The 17,549-nt window shown below is 39.1% G+C and carries 20 protein-coding genes; 19 read left to right on the forward strand and 1 reads right to left on the reverse strand.

Going from position 1 to position 17,549, the window contains the following annotated elements; translation table 11 throughout:
- Positions 1-71: 71 nt before the first annotated feature.
- On the reverse strand, positions 72-1,694 hold the full coding sequence (gene abc-f, locus C7J88_RS07795; RefSeq protein WP_095115104.1) for a ribosomal protection-like ABC-F family protein: 1,623 nt from the start codon (positions 1,692-1,694) through the stop codon (positions 72-74).
- Between the two features lie 301 nt (positions 1,695-1,995).
- Between abc-f and C7J88_RS07800 the strand changes: the two genes are divergently transcribed.
- The 19 genes from C7J88_RS07800 (at position 1,996) to glmU (ending at position 17,549) form a co-directional block, all read left to right on the forward strand.
- A complete protein-coding gene (locus C7J88_RS07800; RefSeq protein WP_095115106.1) occupies positions 1,996-3,336 on the forward strand; it encodes an aminotransferase class V-fold PLP-dependent enzyme in 1,341 nt (446 codons plus the stop codon).
- A gap of 1 nt (position 3,337) precedes the next feature.
- Positions 3,338-3,967, forward strand: a complete 630-nt coding sequence (gene tmk / locus C7J88_RS07805; protein WP_095115108.1) for a dTMP kinase — start codon at positions 3,338-3,340, stop codon at positions 3,965-3,967.
- Positions 3,968-4,031: 64 nt separating this feature from the next.
- Complete coding sequence (locus C7J88_RS07810; protein WP_095115110.1) at positions 4,032-4,361, forward strand: cyclic di-AMP receptor DarA; 330 nt, start codon at positions 4,032-4,034, stop codon at positions 4,359-4,361.
- A gap of 121 nt (positions 4,362-4,482) precedes the next feature.
- Positions 4,483-5,412, forward strand: a complete 930-nt coding sequence (locus C7J88_RS07815) for a DNA polymerase III subunit delta' (RefSeq protein ID WP_095115112.1) — start codon at positions 4,483-4,485, stop codon at positions 5,410-5,412.
- 5 nt (positions 5,413-5,417) lie between these two features.
- Complete coding sequence (locus C7J88_RS07820; RefSeq protein ID WP_095118096.1) at positions 5,418-6,221, forward strand: PSP1 domain-containing protein; 804 nt, start codon at positions 5,418-5,420, stop codon at positions 6,219-6,221.
- 12 nt (positions 6,222-6,233) lie between these two features.
- Entirely contained in the window at positions 6,234-6,596 is a 363-nt protein-coding gene (yabA, locus tag C7J88_RS07825) for a DNA replication initiation control protein YabA (RefSeq protein ID WP_095115114.1), read from the forward strand.
- 13 nt (positions 6,597-6,609) lie between these two features.
- Positions 6,610-7,335 carry a tRNA1(Val) (adenine(37)-N6)-methyltransferase gene (locus tag C7J88_RS07830; protein ID WP_095115115.1) on the forward strand — a complete coding sequence of 242 codons (726 nt, stop codon included), beginning with the start codon at positions 6,610-6,612 and terminating at the stop codon, positions 7,333-7,335.
- The gene (locus C7J88_RS07835; RefSeq protein ID WP_095115116.1) at positions 7,328-7,576 is read left to right on the forward strand and encodes a GIY-YIG nuclease family protein; all 249 of its coding nucleotides are present in this window, start codon (positions 7,328-7,330) and stop codon (positions 7,574-7,576) included. Before C7J88_RS07830 ends, C7J88_RS07835 begins: the two co-directional genes overlap by 8 nt.
- Position 7,577: 1 nt before the next feature.
- The gene (gene rsmI, locus C7J88_RS07840; RefSeq protein WP_095115118.1) at positions 7,578-8,420 is read left to right on the forward strand and encodes a 16S rRNA (cytidine(1402)-2'-O)-methyltransferase; all 843 of its coding nucleotides are present in this window, start codon (positions 7,578-7,580) and stop codon (positions 8,418-8,420) included.
- Positions 8,421-8,486: 66 nt separating this feature from the next.
- Positions 8,487-10,454 carry a methionine--tRNA ligase gene (gene metG / locus C7J88_RS07845; protein ID WP_095115120.1) on the forward strand — a complete coding sequence of 656 codons (1,968 nt, stop codon included), beginning with the start codon at positions 8,487-8,489 and terminating at the stop codon, positions 10,452-10,454.
- A 76-nt stretch (positions 10,455-10,530) separates the two neighbouring features.
- Entirely contained in the window at positions 10,531-11,298 is a 768-nt protein-coding gene (locus C7J88_RS07850; RefSeq protein ID WP_095115122.1) for a TatD family hydrolase, read from the forward strand.
- Positions 11,299-11,333: 35 nt separating this feature from the next.
- Complete coding sequence (gene rnmV, locus C7J88_RS07855) at positions 11,334-11,873, forward strand: ribonuclease M5 (RefSeq protein ID WP_095115124.1); 540 nt, start codon at positions 11,334-11,336, stop codon at positions 11,871-11,873.
- 6 nt (positions 11,874-11,879) lie between these two features.
- A complete protein-coding gene (rsmA, locus tag C7J88_RS07860; RefSeq protein ID WP_095115126.1) occupies positions 11,880-12,770 on the forward strand; it encodes a 16S rRNA (adenine(1518)-N(6)/adenine(1519)-N(6))-dimethyltransferase RsmA in 891 nt (296 codons plus the stop codon).
- 100 nt (positions 12,771-12,870) lie between these two features.
- Positions 12,871-13,119, forward strand: a complete 249-nt coding sequence (locus tag C7J88_RS07865) for a Veg family protein (protein ID WP_095115128.1) — start codon at positions 12,871-12,873, stop codon at positions 13,117-13,119.
- 401 nt (positions 13,120-13,520) lie between these two features.
- The gene (gene ispE, locus C7J88_RS07870) at positions 13,521-14,369 is read left to right on the forward strand and encodes a 4-(cytidine 5'-diphospho)-2-C-methyl-D-erythritol kinase (RefSeq protein WP_095115130.1); all 849 of its coding nucleotides are present in this window, start codon (positions 13,521-13,523) and stop codon (positions 14,367-14,369) included.
- 27 nt (positions 14,370-14,396) lie between these two features.
- On the forward strand, positions 14,397-15,218 hold the full coding sequence (purR, locus tag C7J88_RS07875; RefSeq protein ID WP_095115132.1) for a pur operon repressor: 822 nt from the start codon (positions 14,397-14,399) through the stop codon (positions 15,216-15,218).
- 18 nt (positions 15,219-15,236) lie between these two features.
- Positions 15,237-15,614 carry a RidA family protein gene (locus C7J88_RS07880; protein ID WP_095115134.1) on the forward strand — a complete coding sequence of 126 codons (378 nt, stop codon included), beginning with the start codon at positions 15,237-15,239 and terminating at the stop codon, positions 15,612-15,614.
- A gap of 61 nt (positions 15,615-15,675) precedes the next feature.
- On the forward strand, positions 15,676-15,966 hold the full coding sequence (gene spoVG, locus C7J88_RS07885) for a septation regulator SpoVG (RefSeq protein WP_095115136.1): 291 nt from the start codon (positions 15,676-15,678) through the stop codon (positions 15,964-15,966).
- 212 nt (positions 15,967-16,178) lie between these two features.
- The gene (glmU, locus tag C7J88_RS07890) at positions 16,179-17,549 is read left to right on the forward strand and encodes a bifunctional UDP-N-acetylglucosamine diphosphorylase/glucosamine-1-phosphate N-acetyltransferase GlmU (protein WP_095115138.1); all 1,371 of its coding nucleotides are present in this window, start codon (positions 16,179-16,181) and stop codon (positions 17,547-17,549) included.

Consider the following 17,549-nt stretch of genomic DNA (forward strand, 5'->3'; position numbering starts at 1 on the left):
GCAATCAAGAAATATAGGTATTAAAAAGCGCACAACCTATCATGATTGTACGCTTAAATGTTGTCTTAGGATTATTCTTTTTTATCAATGCTATTTTTCATATCATCATAGTTGCCGTAGAATTTTGTTAATCTTTGGTTTTCTAATAAGTAGGTTGTATGGAACAGTTTGTTTAAGAAATATCTATCGTGTGAGACAGCAATGACAGTGCCATTATAATCTGCTAATGCATCTTCAATCACTTCTTTCGCTTCAATATCCAAATGGTTGGTCGGTTCATCTAATATCAGCATATGATAGTCATTGTTAACTATTTGGGCCCAACGTAGACGGACTTTTTCACCACCACTCAAATCTTTTATCCTTTTAAAAACATCTTCTCCGTAAAACATGAATTGTGCAAGGATATGGCGTGCTTGCCCTTCTGTTACAGAGACTTCTTTACGAAATGTTTCAAGTAGTGTGTCATCTGTGTTGTCATTAAATATATGTTGAGATAGATAGCCGATTTTCAGATGATCTGCCGTTTTAATCGTACCTTTGTCTGGTGCTACATTGCCTAATATCATTTTGAGCAGCGTAGATTTACCTGTACCATTATTGCCTACGATGGCGACATGTTCATTTTTTCTGACTAACATACAAGCATTTTTAATCAATGTGGTGTCATATGTTTTGGAAACATCTTGCATTTTAATGACTTTATCTGCACCTAAAGTATTTTCTTTTAAATCAAGGTGCATTTGTTTGTGTTTCAATGTTGGCTTTTCTAATGTTTTGATGCGATTCAATGCTTTTTCCATACTTTTTGCGCGTCGGAACATGGAAGCGTTGGGTGGTTTTGCTTGGCTTGCCCACATGCGTAATTGTTTAATCGCTTTTTGCATTTGTTTGATTTTCTTTTGTTGTGTTTTATATGCTTCGAATTCAGCAAGTATACGCTTTTCTCGCTCATTAACAAAATAGGAATAATTGCCATGATACGTATGAAGCTGTTGCTGATCAATTTCAATAATTTGAGTTGTGATGTCATCTAAAAAGTATCGATCATGTGAAATGATAACGACGACACCTGTATATTGTTTAATGTATTGTGTAAGCCACTCAATCGATTTAATATCAAGATGATTGGTTGGTTCATCTAATAATAAAAGTTCAGTAGGTTGTAGCAATATTTGTGCAAGGCAGACCTTTGTACGTTCGCCACCAGAGAGTGTGCCCCACGTTGTATCAAGTAGATGTGTAATATTTAATCCATGTGCAACACGGCGTATTTTTGTATCTATTTCATAACCACCATGTGTTTCATAATAAGACTGTAATGTGCCATATTGTTCCATGTAGGTATCTAAGTGTGCTTTATCATTTGCCATCTGTTGTGTAAAATATTCAAGTTGTTGTGCGATATGGTGTAATTTTTCAAAAGCTGATTCGAGGTATGTGTAGACAAGTGTCTGCTCATCATTATTGGGTAATTGATCTAAATAGCCAATCTCGATATCTTTCTGCCAACTGATTGTGCCTGAAGAGGGGGATTCAATACCAGCAAGCAATTTGAGTAAGGTGGTTTTTCCCTCGCCATTTCTGCCGACTAAACCGATGATGTCTCCAGCATTAAGTGTGAGCTTCACTTGATCAAATAGGACGTTATCTAAATAACGCTTTGTAATAGAAGATGTATTTAATATATTCATTTTGCTTCCTCCGTATTTACTATAAGGAAGCGCAAAAGGTGTCGGTTCCTTATAGCATGATTATTTTTTCAAAAAAGACAGACTCCACCAATTTTGAAAAAACAGTCGCAAATTTGTTGCGAATGATTTGTAAAAATCTGCAACAAAACGCTATAAGAAACATATGGACACCTCCTTAAATTTCAGTTAACTTCATTGTATCAAAAAGTGTGATAGTTTTAAAATCGGTGATAATTTCATGACAATGATTTTCTTTTATCTGTGCTATCATATTAAAGAGTAAGAAATGGAGGCGTCGCATATGAAGCGTGCATTATGGCATCAAATGAATGAATGGGCTAAAAAAGAACCGATATCAATGCATGTACCAGGCCATAAAAATGGAACGATTGGTAGCATGTCTTTTTTACAAGCGAAGTATGATGTGACTGAAATTACAGGCTTTGATGATTTACATCAGCCTGAAACAGTGCTCAAAGAGAGTATGTCATCTGTGACACGTCATCCAGATTATGATGCATTTTACCTTGTGAATGGGACGACGAGTGGCATTTTGTCTGTCATTCATGCGTTTCAATCGTTAGAAGGTCGTGTCTTATTAGCACGCAATGTGCATAAATCGGTTTTTAATGCATTAGATCTAGGCGGACAACAAGCTACTATATTGCCAACCATAGTAGATGAGCAGTCATCTCAATATGTACAGCCAGATATGACTAAAGGATGGCTATCGTCTGCAAAGTTAAGTGTGGTAACATATCCCAACTATTATGGCCAAACATTTGATGTTTCAGAAACAATTCAACGGTTTCATGCAAATAATTGCCCTGTTTTAGTAGATGAGGCACATGGTGCACATTTTGATTTGGACGGATTTCCGGTATCGGCGATGAATTATGGGGCTGATTTTGTCGTGCAGTCATTTCATAAGACATTGCCAAGTTTAACGATGAGTTCTATTCTATTTATACATAAAAATGCACCACAACGTGAAGATGTCATTCGTTTATTACAAACATTCCAATCATCGAGTCCGTCTTATTTATTAATGGCAAGTCTAGAGGTAGCAAATGACTTTTATGAAGGATATGATAGTCAGTTGTTTTTTGAACGTCGTCAGCAATTATTAGGTGCTTTAAGTGCATGTGGGTTATCGTTTAAAGAAATGAATGACCCATTGAAATTATTGATTTATCGTCCGGGTATGTCAGGAGATACTTTACAGCAAGTGATGGAGTCAGTTGACATTTATGTAGAATTGTCGGATTCACATCATGTTTTATGGGTGTTACCGTTATGGCATACAGGGGATAGCTATCCGTTTGACGACTTGATTACACGTATTCATAATATGGTATTTGTAGAAAGTATGACTGATACCGAGTCAACGCAACAACCACTCTATACAGGTTCTGGACGCTATGAACCACAGCATATTGCACACAGCCATTGGGTTCCTTTTGAAGAGACTGAAGGAAAAGTGTTAGCGCAACATTTAGTGTTGTATCCACCAGGCATTCCGAGCATGCTCAAGGGCGAAAAAGTAACAGAACCTATGATAGAATTAATGTCAAAATGGTGTGATTCTAACGTAAGAGTTGAAGGATTACAAGACGGTAAAATAAAAGTGAAGGATGACTAACATGGGATTATTTATAACGTTCGAAGGACCAGAAGGATCAGGGAAAACAACAGTGTTACGTGCAGTTGCAGCAGAACTTGAAAAAGTACATGATGTTGTGACGACACGAGAACCAGGTGGCGTTGAAACAGCGGAAGCGATCCGCAATATTTTGTTAGATGGAGAAGGAATGGATGGGCGAACAGAAGCGCTGTTATTTGCGGCAGCGAGACGTGAGCACCTTGTTCAAAAGGTTCTTCCCGCGCTTGAAGCGAACTGTATTGTGTTATGTGATCGTTTTGTCGATAGTTCTCTCGCGTATCAAGGATATGCGCGTCAAATTGGTGTTGAAGGTGTACAACGCATCAATGATTTTGCAGTAGAAGATCATCATCCAGATATGACGATTTATTTAGATATTCCAGCTGAATTGGGACGCGAACGCATTGCAATCAACCAGCGTGAACAGAATCGTTTGGACAAGGAAGATATTGTATTTCATGATGCAGTTATTGCAGGTTATAAGGAGTTAATTGCGCAAAATCCAGGACGTTTTGCGGTCATTGATGCAAGCTGTTCAGTAGATGAAGTTGTGGCAGATGTAGTGTCAGTTGTTCGACAACAAATTGAGAAAAAATCGATAGAAAATTAGGTGGATGTTCATATAGCCACATACTAAGATATGTTATAATACTGTATAAGAGGTGTGACAAAAAATGAAAATGATTATAGCGATTGTTCAAGACCAAGATAGCCAAGAACTTTCGGATCAATTAGTAAAACATAATTTTCGTGCAACAAAATTAGCGACGACAGGTGGCTTTTTACGTGCAGGAAATACAACGTTTTTATGTGGTGTAGATGACGCACGCGTCAATGAAATTTTGGATTTGATTAATGCGACGTGTGGTAACAGAGAACAACTTGTTTCTCCAATTACACCGATGGGCGGAAGTGCAGATTCCTACATTCCATATCCTGTTGAAGTGGAAGTGGGCGGGGCCACAGTTTTTGTGATGCCGGTAGATGCCTTTCATCAATTTTAAAAACGATCGCAAAGGTTGTGGCAGTGTATGCACGTCTTAGGATAGCAGCCTGCCTCAACCTTTTTCAATTTAATAAATAATAGTACGTGCACCCATTTGGCAATAAGGAGGGTTGTGCACAATGGCAGAAATAGAACGTTTGACGGCAGCACATCGCAATGGAAAATTGTCGCATGCATATTTGTTTGAAGGCAATGATGCAGAAGCGATGTCAGCCACAGCTTTAGCGTTTGCACAACTCATTTTGTGTCAAAATCATGAAGTGTGTCGTACGAAGGTACAGATGCACAATCATCCGGATTTTCACTATGTGCAAACAGATGAAGTGAATATCAAGAAGGATCAGATTGAAGCGCTGGTTCATCATATGAATCGCTTGCCAATAGAAAGTGACTATAAAGTCTATGTGATTCAAGATTTTGAAAAGTTAACAGTACAAGGCGAAAACAGTATATTAAAATTTTTAGAAGAACCACCTGAAAAGACAGTGGCTATTCTGTTATCAACAAAGCCAGAACAAATATTGGATACGATCCATTCACGTTGTCAACATGTTTATTTTAAACCGATGTCACGTGCGGATTTTGTATCATATTTAGAGATGCATGAAGATTTTTCAAGACCGATAGCAGCGTTGATGAGTACGTATACGACCCAGGTTGATGTGGCACGTCAACTGGCGGAAAATTATGAACTTACACCGCTCAGACAAGTGACAATACAATGGTGTGACAAGCTTGTTAGACAACCAGATATGGCATTGATCGGCGTGATTGACTTATTGAAACATGCTAAAAATAGACAGTTGCAACAACTTGTCTTGTCTGCTATAAATGCTTATTTTCAAGATATTCTGTATACCAAAGTCGGTATGCCGGAAAAGATAATCTTCACAGAATTAGAAGAAAGTTATCAAGAGATGGTGCATCAATTAAATTATCGTCAACTCACGCATGTCGTTGAGGTCATAACTGAAGCGCACAAAAAGTTAATGCAGAATGTTAATCCAACGCTCGTTTTTGAGCAAATTGTTATTAAGATGAAAGGGTGACGCAAGTGTACCTTGTTGTTGGAATATACTTTGAAAAGACAAATACATTGGAATATTATGCACCAGTCGACGAAGCGATGACTGAAGGGACGTACGTGGTAGTTGAATCTCATCGTGGTATTGAGATGGGTGTGATTAAATATGCGCCGAAATGGGTCGATGAAGCGGACGTTGTCTTACCACTAAAAGAAATTCTTCGTGTAGCAACAGAGAAAGATATGGAAGCGTACCGTTACAATGAAGAAAAGGCAGCACAGGCGTTTGAATTATGCAGAGAGTATGTTCAAACACTTGATTTGGATATGAGACTAGTCAATTGCGAATATACGCTTGATCGCGCTAAAGTTATTTTTAATTTCACAGCGGATGAACGTATCGATTTCCGTAAACTCGTGCGTATGTTAGCACAAAAACTTAAAACACGTATCGAACTGCGTCAAATTGGTGTGCGTGATGAAGCGAAGTTGCTCGGTGGTATCGGACCGTGTGGTCGTTCGCTTTGCTGTGCAACATTTTTAGGTGACTTTGAGCCGGTTTCGATTAAAATGGCAAAAGATCAAAATTTGTCATTAAATCCAACGAAAATTTCAGGTGCATGTGGACGTTTGATGTGTTGTTTGAAATATGAAAATGATTTTTATGAGTCGGCACGTGCAAGCTTACCAGATATCGGTGCGTCTGTTGAGACACCAGAAGGTACGGGAGAAGTTGTAGGACTCAATATTATAGATGTAACGATGCAAGTTCGTTTAGAGTGTGATAATCAATTGATGGAATATCACATTGAAGAATTAGAGTTATTAAAGTAAGGAGGCAGCTTATTGGATCGAAATGAACTATTCAACCATTTGACACAACTTGAGAACAATGTGAATCGTATCCAAGAAGATATGCAGGCGCTCAAATCTTTGACTGTTGCACTCGTGGAAGAGAATGTAGCGTTGCAAATAGAGAACGATAATTTGAAGACGTTGATGAATCAAGAACCGGATGCAACACCGGTTGAACGTGTGTCGAACGAACAAGAAGAAGAAAAAACACCGCAAAAGAAACAACTGCAAAGTAGAGAATATTTTGCGACATTGTATCACGAAGGATTCCATATTTGTCACGATGTCTTTGGAAAGCACCGCAACGGTCAGGATTGTATTTTTTGTATGAATATTCTTAATGATAAGCTGTGATAGGTGGGGTGTTATGCTACAAAGTGATGAAAGGTTCGATTATTTATTGAAAGAAGATTTGCGCATTATTCAAAATGATGCGGTCTTTTCTTTTTCAACGGATGCACTGTTACTTGGACACTTCACAAACGTTCGTAAGCGAGATCGTATCCTAGATATGTGTACCGGAAATGGTGTGATTCCGTTGCTCTTGTCAGATAAAGGGCAGAATGAGATTACAGGGATAGAGATACAGCCGCAACTTGTCAGCATGGCGCAAAGAAGCGTCGCAGCAAACAATTTATCACATCGCATTATGATTCAAGAAATGGATATTAATGCAATCCCGAAGTATTTTAAACCAGCACAATTTGATTTGATCACATGTAACCCGCCTTATTTCAAGAAAAATCAAGTGCATCAACATCAATTAGAAGCGCATAAAATTGCACGTCATGAGATTTACTGTACGTTAGATGATTGTTTACGTGTTGCAAATCATGCGTTGAAGCAAGGTGGCCGAATGGTAATGGTGCATCGAGCTGAAAGGCTATTGGATGTGTTTACTTCTATGCGACGTTACCAGCTTGAACCGAAGCAACTACATATGATTTATAGTAAGCCGGGGAAAGACGCGCAAACGATTGTGGTTGAAGCGCGCAAAGGTGGCAACCAAGGCCTACATATTGCACCGCCTTTTTATATGTATGATGACAATAATGAATATACACTAGAGATGAGACGTGTGTATTATGGCTAAACATTATACGTATATGGTTGAATGTGCCGATCGGTCACTTTATACAGGGTATACGACAGATTTGGCGGCACGCATACACAAACACAACGAGGGCAAAGGTGCCAAATATACAAAAACAAGACGTCCGGTACGTCTTAAATATTATGAAATTTACGAGACGAAGTCAGAGGCGCTAAAGCGTGAATATGCGATTAAACAGCTGACACGTCAACAAAAAATAGCGCTAATTGAGGAGCGATAGCATGGCACAGTTATATTTAGTAGGGACGCCAATTGGTAACTTGGAAGACATTACGTTTCGTGCGATTCGTACGCTAAAAGAAGTGTCTACGATTGCATGCGAAGACACACGTGTTACACGGAAGTTGTGTCATCATTTTGATATTGAGACACCCTTGAAATCATACCATGAGCATAATAAAGGACAGATGACAGAGGCGTTGATTGCGTTATTGCAAGAAGGGCAAGATATCGCACTTGTTTCAGATGCAGGGTTGCCACTAATATCAGATCCGGGTTATGAGCTAGTTGTACGTGCGAGAGAGGTGGGAATTGATGTCGTTCCGATTCCAGGTGCCAATGCAGGCCTTACAGCACTTATGGCGAGTGGTCTTCCGTCGTTTACGTATACATTTCTAGGATTTTTACCACGTAAAACACGTGAAAAACTTGAAGTATTGCAGGTGAGAATGTTTCAAGAAAGCACGCTTATCTTATATGAATCACCCTTTCGTATAAAAGATACATTACAAGCGATTGCGGAGGTAGATTCTGAGAGAAATGTAACACTAGGTCGAGAGTTAACGAAGAAATTTGAACAGATTGAAACAAACTCTGTGACAGAATTGATTACACAGTTGGAAACCTCTATTCCATTAAAAGGCGAGTTTGTCGTCTTGATAGAAGGTAAGGGAGCGCAAGAAACAGATGCGTGGTATGAGTCACTTTCTATCACAGAACATGTCGATCATTATATTGCACAACAAATGAAGCCCAAACAGGCTATTAAGCAAGTGGCACAAGAACGAGAAATGCCATCTAAAACGGTCTACAACATCTATCACGGTGTAGAAGGACAATCGTAGGCATATATTGAAAATACAAGGGAATTTAGATATATTAGATAAGATAAGAAATGAGGAGGAGCGCTGATGGTGAAAGAGACATTTTATATTACGACACCTATCTATTATCCAAGTGGTAACTTGCATATTGGGCATGCGTATTCAACAGTTGCCGGAGACGTGATTGCACGCTATAAAAGAATGCAAGGATATGATGTACGTTATTTGACAGGAACGGATGAGCACGGTCAAAAAATTCAAGAAAAAGCTCAAAAAGCAGGTCAATCTGAAATTGACTATTTAGACGGTATGATCAAGGACATTAAAGCACTTTGGAAAAAGTTAGATATTTCCAATGATGACTTTATTCGTACGACAGAACAACGCCATAAGGTAGTTGTAGAAAAGATTTTTGAAAAGCTATTAGCACAAGGTGATATCTATCTTGGAGAATACGAAGGTTGGTATTCTGTACCAGATGAGACATACTATACAGAAACACAACTCGTTGAACCTGTGTATGAAAATGGTAAAATCGTCGGTGGTAAAAGTCCCGATTCAGGACATGAAGTGGAACTTGTTAAAGAAGAAAGTTACTTCTTTAAATTGTCGAATTATACAGATCGTCTACTCGCATTTTATGATGAACATCCAGAGTTTATCCAACCACCATCTCGTAAAAATGAGATGATTAACAATTTCATCAAGCCCGGATTAGCTGACTTAGCTGTGTCACGTACATCATTTGACTGGGGTGTAAAGGTCCCGTCAGATCCTAAACATGTTGTATATGTATGGTTAGATGCATTGGTGAACTATATTTCTGCACTCGGTTATTTAACAGATGATGACACATTATTCCGCAAATACTGGCCAGCAGATATTCATTTAATGGCAAAAGAAATCGTACGTTTCCACTCTATTATTTGGCCAATCATCTTAATGGCGCTTGACTTACCGTTACCGAAGAAAGTCTTCGCACACGGATGGATTCTAATGAAAGACGGTAAAATGAGTAAATCGAAAGGGAATGTTGTAGATCCAAACGTTCTCATCGACCGTTACGGTTTAGATGCAACACGCTACTACTTAATGCGTGAACTTCCATTCGGTTCTGATGGTGTGTTTACACCCGAAGCGTTTGTAGATCGTACGAACTTTGACTTGGCAAATGACTTAGGTAACTTAGTCAATCGTACTATTTCGATGATTAATAAATATTTTGATGGTACGCTACCAGCATATGCGGGTCCTAAACATGAGCTAGATGTTGAGATGGAACAGATGGCAGTCGACACTGTCAAAACATATCACGAAAATATGGAAAACTTACAGTTCTCTGTTGCTTTATCAACAGTATGGAAGTTCATCAGTCGTACGAACAAGTATATCGATGAAACGACACCATGGATTTTGGCGAAAGATCCTGAACGACAAGATATGCTTGGTAATGTAATGGCGCATTTGGTTGAAAATATTCGCTTTGCTGCCGTATTGTTACGTCCGTTCTTAACTAATGCACCAAAGCAAATTTTTGAACAACTGAACATTGATGATGCGTCATTATTCGAATTAGATAGTTTAACATCATATGGTCATTTGACAGCACCAATCGCAGTGACTGACAAACCAACACCCATCTTCCCTCGTTTAGACGTGGATGCTGAAGTAGACCATATTAAAACATCTATGCAGCCTAAAAAGTCAGAAGCGGATGTTGTACCAAGTAAAGAACAAATCGACATCAAGTCATTCGACAAAGTAGAGATGAAAGCTGCGACAATTATTGATGCGGAAAATGTTAAAAAATCTGATAAACTTTTAAAAATCCAAGTTGATTTAGGTCATGAAAAACGCCAAATTGTTTCTGGTATTGCGAAATTTTATCAACCAGAAGATATCATTGGTAAAAAAGTAGCAGTTGTTACAAACTTAAAACCTGCGAAATTAATGGGCCAAAAATCTGAAGGTATGATTTTATCAGCTGAAAAAGATGGTGTGCTGACTTTAATCAGCTTACCGAATGCTGTACCAAATGGTGCCGTGATTAAATAATGATGTATGAAGAGGTGAGGTCATGTATTGGAGACTCACCTCTTTTCTATAAGGATGTTATGAAGGAGGAAGACAAATGTTAATTGATACACATGTCCATTTAAATGCAGATCAATATGATGAAGATTTACAGGAAGTAATCAATCGTGCATTAGAAGCGGGTGTTGATCGCATGTTTGTTGTAGGATTTGATACGAAAACGATTGAGCGTGCGATGCAATTGATTGAAAACTATGATTTTATATATGCCATTATCGGTTGGCACCCAGTTGATGCCATTGATTTTACTGAGGAACGCTTATCTTGGATTGAAAAGCTTTCAGAACATCCAAAAGTAATTGGTATCGGTGAAATGGGATTAGACTATCATTGGGATAAATCACCAAAAGATGTACAAAAAGAAGTTTTTCGTAAACAGATTGCATTGGCAAAACGTGTAAAACTCCCAATTGTGATTCATAATCGTGAAGCAACACAAGATTGCATTGATATTTTAATTGAAGAGCATGCAGAAGAAGTGGGCGGTATTATGCATAGCTTTAGTGGTTCGCCAGAAATTGCAGATGTTGTGATTAATCAACTCAACTTCCATATTTCATTAGGTGGCCCTGTTACATTTAAAAATGCCAAACAACCAAAAGAAGTGGCGAAACATGTACCGTTGGATCGTTTATTAGTGGAAACAGATGCGCCTTATTTAACACCACATCCATATCGCGGAAAGCGTAACGAACCTGCACGTGTCACACTTGTGGCAGAACAAATTGCAGAATTACGTGGTATCACATATGAAGAAGTTGCAAAACAAACGACTGAAAATGCTGAACGTCTTTTCAACTTATGATACGCAATAAAAAATGATAAAAAGAAGGTATCACCATGAAAATTAATGAATTCATCGTTGTGGAAGGGCGGGATGACACGGCACGTGTTAAAAGTGCTGTTACTTGTGAGACAATTGAGACGAACGGAAGTGCAATTGATGAACACGTGCTAGATGTTATCCGACAAGCGCACGAGACGAAGGGTGTTATTGTGTTAACAGATCCTGATTTCCCGGGTGATAAAATACGCACAACGATTCGCAATGCAGTCCCCGGTGTGAAACATGCGTTTATTGATCGTGAAGATGCTAAAAGTAAGCGTGGTAAAATTGGTGTAGAGCATGCCTCTCTGGAAGATATTCGAGATGCGTTAATGCATGTTGCAACGCCGTTATCTGAAGGTGAAGAAACAATCGACAAAGCTGTCTTGATTGATTTAGGTTTGATTATCGGACCTGATGCAAGACGCCGACGAGACATATTAGGTAGAAAGCTTCATATTGGCCATTCAAATGGCAAACAATTGTTGAAGAAGTTGAATGCGTTTGGTTATACAGAAGAAGATGTGCGACGCGCATTGGAAATAGAGGAGTAAACAGATATGTTCGAAAAAGATATTGCGACGCCATCGAGAACGAAAGCGTTGTTGAATCAGTATGGATTTAGTTTTAAGAAAAGTTTAGGACAAAACTTTCTTATAGATGTCAATATTATACACAAAATTATTGATGCATCTGGTATTGATGAGAATACAGGTGTCATCGAAGTCGGACCAGGTATGGGGTCTTTAACGCAACAATTGGCGAAGCATGCCAAACGTGTGCTTGCTTTTGAGATTGATCAGCGATTGATTCCAGTACTTGATGAGACACTATCGCCTTATGATAATGTCACAGTGATCAATCAAGATATTTTAAAAGCAGATGTTGCCAATGAGATTGAAACACATTTACAAGGCTGTGACAAAATTATGGTTGTGGCTAACTTGCCATACTACATCACAACCCCCATTTTATTGACATTATTGGAGCAAAACTTACCAATTGATGGATATGTTGTGATGATGCAAAAAGAAGTCGGAGAACGCTTGAATGCGCAAGTCGGGACAAAAGCATATGGCTCCCTATCCATCGTGACACAGTATTATACAGAGACATCAACGGTGATGACAGTGCCGAAGACAGTCTTTATGCCACCCCCTAATGTAGACTCTATTGTCGTTAAATTGATGAAACGCCCACACCCGCTCGTTGAAGTTGATGATACGGCTAGTTTCTTCAAAATGACGAAAGGTGCATTTGCACAAAGACGTAAAACCATTTTGAATAATTATCAAAACTTGTTTGTAGATGGCAAAGTACATAAACAAGAAATTCATGTATGGCTGGAACAAGCGGGGATTGATCCTAAAAGACGTGGGGAAGCGCTGTCAATACAAGAATATGCACGATTGTATGACGAGTTGAAAAATTTATCGCATTTAAAGTTTTAAAATAATTGACATTGCAAAATCACCTTGTTAAAATAAAAGATTTCTATTGACTTCTAATCGCATTTTGTGTTATAATACACTCATAGCGAGGTGGAGCGATATGCCAAAATCTATTGTGGACATCAAAAATCGACTTGATTGTCAGTTAGGGAATCGTATTGTACTTAAAGCTAACGGGGGACGAAAGAAAACAATTGAACGTTGTGGCGTTTTAACAGAAACCTATCCATCAGTGTTCGTTGTTGAGCTTGATCCGGATAAACACAACTTCGAGCGTGTGTCTTATACATATGCTGACGTGCTAACACAAAATGTACACGTCTCATTTGTTGATGAAGATGCAATCTAAGAAATCAGCACGAGATAAATAAACTGTGCATAACAGCATTCATATTGTACATGAAAGCCATTCAATCATAAGGTTGGGTGGTTTTTAGTCGTTTTAATGGCATCTTTTTTTGAGATGAATAGAAGTCTATTTTAATTGTTTCAGCTAATTGATTAAAAATGTAAAATTTTTGGTTGTTTCCTACATTAATTGACTATGATTAAACTTTTTCATAATATTAAAAGAACTTTTACAATGGCGGTTGTTTTCGTTGTTGAATGGGGTTATCATACGAATATGAGATTCATGTAATATTTTATAAAACTTTGTATGTACTTTTCGTCATCCTGAAATTTACTTTCGAGTTATGTGGCTAATTATGGTAAAATCACTTTAATACCAACTTGAGAGAGGAAATTGTGATGATTTATGAAACAGCGCCAGCGAAGATTAACTTGACATTAGACACATTGTTCAAGAGAGATGATGGTTATCATGAAGTTGAGATGATCATGACGACGATTGATTTGAATGATCGATTGTCGTTTCAGAAGCGTCGTGATAACAAAATTGTTTTGAAGGTGGATGAGAGCTTCATCCCGTCAGATGAGCGTAACTTGGCCTATCGTGCAGCACAGTTGATGAAAGAGACATATAATATTCAACAAGGTGTAACGATTACTTTAGATAAAAATATTCCGGTAGCGGCTGGTTTAGCAGGTGGATCTAGTGACGCTGCTGCAACTATGCGTGGACTGAATCGTTTATTTGAGTTAGGTCTATCGTTGGAAGAACTCAGCACGCTATCTGCAGAAATCGGTTCAGATATTCCGTTCTGTGTTTACGGTACGACAGCCTTGTGTAAAGGGCGTGGAGAACAGATTGAACTCTTGAAACGACCACCATCTGCTTGGGTGGTTATTGCGAAACCACAAGCAGGATTATCTACACCAGATATATATGGTGGGCTTGATTTGACACAGCCGTTTGAAGTTCACACACAAGCCTGTTTGATCGCGATTGAGAATGACGATTATGCACAGATGTGCCAAAGTCTCTCCAACCGACTTGAACCAGTCTCGATGCGCTTACAGCCAGAGATTGGTAAAATCAAAAGAACGATGTTGAACAGTGGTGCCGATGGTGCATTGATGAGCGGCAGTGGCCCGACTGTTTACGGGTTTGCGCAACGAGAGCGTCAAGCACGTCATATTTACAATGCTGTAAGTGGTTGTTGCAATGATGTTTACCTTGTGAGAACGCTTGGTTGACATAAAGAGAAAGGATGAATAATAAAGGTGCGATATAAAAGAAGTGAACGAATTGTTTACATGACTCAATATCTAATCAGCAATCCAAATAAACTCGTACCGCTGACATACTTTGTAGAGAAGTTCAAGCAAGCAAAGTCATCGATTAGCGAAGATGTCCAAATTATTAAAGACACGGTTGTTAAAGAAGGGCTCGGCTCGATTGAAACGGTTGCGGGCGCGAGTGGTGGCGTTAGGTATCGACCGCAAATGCAGCGTGAAGAGGCTGAAGCGGTCGTGCAAGAGGTCACGATGCTATTACAAGAGAAGGATAGACTGCTACCTGGTGGATATCTCTTTCTATCTGATTTGATGGGGAATCCTACACTGTTGAAGAAGGTAGGAAAGCTCATTGCAACCATCTATATGGATGAAGAACTGGACGCGATTGTGACGATTGCAACGAAAGGTATTTCTCTTGCGAATGCCGTTGCAAGTGTGCTCAATCTGCCAGTAGTTGTGATACGAAAAGACAATAAGGTGACTGAAGGGTCTACCGTGTCGATTAACTATGTATCAGGTTCCTCTAGAAAGATAGAGACGATGGTATTATCGAAACGAACGTTGAAAGAACACTCAAATGTACTCGTAGTAGATGATTTTATGCGCGCTGGTGGTTCGATTAACGGCGTGATGAATTTGATGTCAGAGTTTAAAGCACAAGTAAAAGGGGTATCTGTACTTGTGGAGTCTAAAGAAGTAAAGCAGCGATTGATTGAAGATTATACTTCTCTTGTCCGCCTATCTGATGTTGATGAATACAATCAAGATTTTAAGGTAGAGCCGGGGAATAGCTTATCTAAATTTTAAAAAGGAGTAGGAAACAACATGAAATTAATTAACACACAAAAAGCACCAGCAGCAGTTGGTCCTTATTCACATGCAGCAATCGTAAACGGTATGGTGTTTACGTCAGGTCAAATCCCACTCAATCAAGAGGGTGAAATTGTCAGCGATTGTATTCAAGAGCAAACGAAACAAGTGATTGAAAACTTGAAAGTTGTACTTGAAGAAGCTGGATCTGACTTAGATCACGTTGTCAAAGCTTTAATCTTTTTATCTGATATGGAAAATTTCCAAAAGGTAAATGAAGTGTATGGTTCGTACTTCGATGCACATAAACCTGCAAGAAGCGCGGTAGAAGTTGCACGTTTACCGAAAGATGTAAAGATTGAAATCGAAGTGATTGCTGAGATTAAAGAATAATCATCTTTAACTCAAGATGAACTTCTAAAAAATTATATACAAAACTATGGGGGGCGCACTTATGAAAGTGACAGATGTTAGACTTAGAAAAATACAAACGGAAGGAAGAATGAAAGCGTTAGTATCCATCACACTTGAAGATGCTTTCGTTATTCATGATCTACGCGTCATCGAAGGGAATTCAGGCCTTTTTGTCGCAATGCCAAGCAAGCGTACAGCAGATGGCGAGTTCCGTGACATTGCACATCCAATCAACTCAGACATGAGACAAGAGATTCAAGATGCGGTAATGAAAGTATATGAAGAGACAGACGAAGTACTTCCAGTGCAGCAAGAAGAAACAGAAGAATAATAACACTGAAATGTAGACAATCGATGCAATTATTTATGTATCGTTTTCTACAAAAGAGGCTAAGACGCAGACTTTTAAGCAAAGTCCTATCTTAGCCTTTTTTGTTTGGAGAAGATGAAGTAAAAGTAGGAATCTGCTTTTACTTCTTGAAAGTGTATGACTCCTTAAATTATAATTATAGAGAAGTGCAAAAATACTGGAGGTTCATTACCATGCAGAGACATGCGATTGTTTTAGCAGCTGGCAAAGGCACGCGGATGAAATCAAAGCAATACAAGGTGCTTCATGAAGTCGCTGGAAAATCAATGATTGTACATGTGATTGATCAGGTGCAACAATCTGGTATCACAGACATTGTTACGATTGTGGGTCACGGCGCTGAACAAGTGAAAGCAACACTTGGTACAACATCACAATATAGTTTTCAAGAAGCGCAATTAGGCACTGCACACGCAGTTAAGCAAGCAGCTGAGCATTTGGCAGCACAACAAGGAACAACATTAGTTGTATGTGGTGACACGCCACTTATCACCTCTGATACGTTATCAAAGCTGATGGCACATCATGAGACTTCACAAGCGCAAGCAACAGTTCTCTCAGCGACAACGTCACAACCATATGGATATGGACGTATCGTTCGAAATGAACAGGGTGGCTTAGTAGAGATTGTTGAAGAGAAAGACGCAACCGAAGCACAAAAGATCATTCAAGAGATTAGTTCAGGCATTTTTGCATTTGATAATGCAACGTTATTTGCATTGTTAGATCAAGTGGATAACGACAATGCACAAGGTGAGTACTACTTGCCACAAGTGTTGACACTCATCTTGCAACAACAAGGTCATATTGGCGTGTATCATACTGATAATTTTGATGAGATTATGGGTGTTAACGATCGTGTCGCATTAAGTCGCGCGGAACAAGCGTATCGCGTACGTATGAACGAATATCACATGCGTGAAGGTGTTACAATCATTGACCCTAACACAACGTATATCGGTCCTGATGTGACAATTGGTGAAGACACAGTGATTGAACCGGGCGTTAGAATTACGGGTAGAACGACGATTGGTAGCGACGTGCGTATCGGCCAATATTCTGAAATACGTGATAGCCAGATTGATGATGGCGCAGTCATTAAACAATCTGTCATTACCGAAGCGGTTGTCGGTGCTCAGTCAACGGTTGGACCGTTTGCACAATTACGACCGGGTGCGGATCTTGGACAAGATACGAAGATTGGTAATTTTGTCGAAGTTAAAAAGGCACGTATCGATGATGGTGCGAAAGTATCACACTTGAGTTATATCGGTGATGCAGAAGTGGGTGCACGCACAAATATTGGCTGTGGTGCGATCACGGTGAATTACGATGGTGTGAATAAGTTTAAAACAACGATTGGTAAAGATGTCTTTGTCGGTTGCAATGCAAACTTGGTTGCGCCGGTTACCATTGGAGATGGGACACTTGTAGCAGCTGGATCAACGATTACTGACAATGTGCCAGATTATAGTTTGGCGTTAGGACGTGCAAGACAAGTGACAAAAGAAGGGTACTTAAACAAGGAATCAAAAGAATCATAA

Source organism: Staphylococcus muscae (assembly GCF_003019275.1).
Lineage (GTDB): Bacteria > Bacillota > Bacilli > Staphylococcales > Staphylococcaceae > Staphylococcus > Staphylococcus muscae.

Coding starts and splice junctions, on each gene's coding strand:
- abc-f (WP_095115104.1), bottom strand. CDS start 1,694: ATGAATATATTAAATACATCTTCTATTACAAAGCGTTATTTAGATAAC.
- tmk (WP_095115108.1), top strand. CDS start 3,338: ATGGGATTATTTATAACGTTCGAAGGACCAGAAGGATCAGGGAAAACA.
- C7J88_RS07810 (WP_095115110.1), top strand. CDS start 4,032: ATGAAAATGATTATAGCGATTGTTCAAGACCAAGATAGCCAAGAACTT.
- C7J88_RS07835 (WP_095115116.1), top strand. CDS start 7,328: ATGGCTAAACATTATACGTATATGGTTGAATGTGCCGATCGGTCACTT.
- rsmA (WP_095115126.1), top strand. CDS start 11,880: ATGTTCGAAAAAGATATTGCGACGCCATCGAGAACGAAAGCGTTGTTG.
- metG (WP_095115120.1), top strand. CDS start 8,487: ATGGTGAAAGAGACATTTTATATTACGACACCTATCTATTATCCAAGT.
- rsmI (WP_095115118.1), top strand. CDS start 7,578: ATGGCACAGTTATATTTAGTAGGGACGCCAATTGGTAACTTGGAAGAC.
- C7J88_RS07850 (WP_095115122.1), top strand. CDS start 10,531: ATGTTAATTGATACACATGTCCATTTAAATGCAGATCAATATGATGAA.
- spoVG (WP_095115136.1), top strand. CDS start 15,676: ATGAAAGTGACAGATGTTAGACTTAGAAAAATACAAACGGAAGGAAGA.
- glmU (WP_095115138.1), top strand. CDS start 16,179: ATGCAGAGACATGCGATTGTTTTAGCAGCTGGCAAAGGCACGCGGATG.
- C7J88_RS07815 (WP_095115112.1), top strand. CDS start 4,483: ATGGCAGAAATAGAACGTTTGACGGCAGCACATCGCAATGGAAAATTG.
- C7J88_RS07800 (WP_095115106.1), top strand. CDS start 1,996: ATGAAGCGTGCATTATGGCATCAAATGAATGAATGGGCTAAAAAAGAA.
- C7J88_RS07830 (WP_095115115.1), top strand. CDS start 6,610: ATGCTACAAAGTGATGAAAGGTTCGATTATTTATTGAAAGAAGATTTG.
- C7J88_RS07880 (WP_095115134.1), top strand. CDS start 15,237: ATGAAATTAATTAACACACAAAAAGCACCAGCAGCAGTTGGTCCTTAT.
- C7J88_RS07865 (WP_095115128.1), top strand. CDS start 12,871: ATGCCAAAATCTATTGTGGACATCAAAAATCGACTTGATTGTCAGTTA.
- rnmV (WP_095115124.1), top strand. CDS start 11,334: ATGAAAATTAATGAATTCATCGTTGTGGAAGGGCGGGATGACACGGCA.
- ispE (WP_095115130.1), top strand. CDS start 13,521: ATGATTTATGAAACAGCGCCAGCGAAGATTAACTTGACATTAGACACA.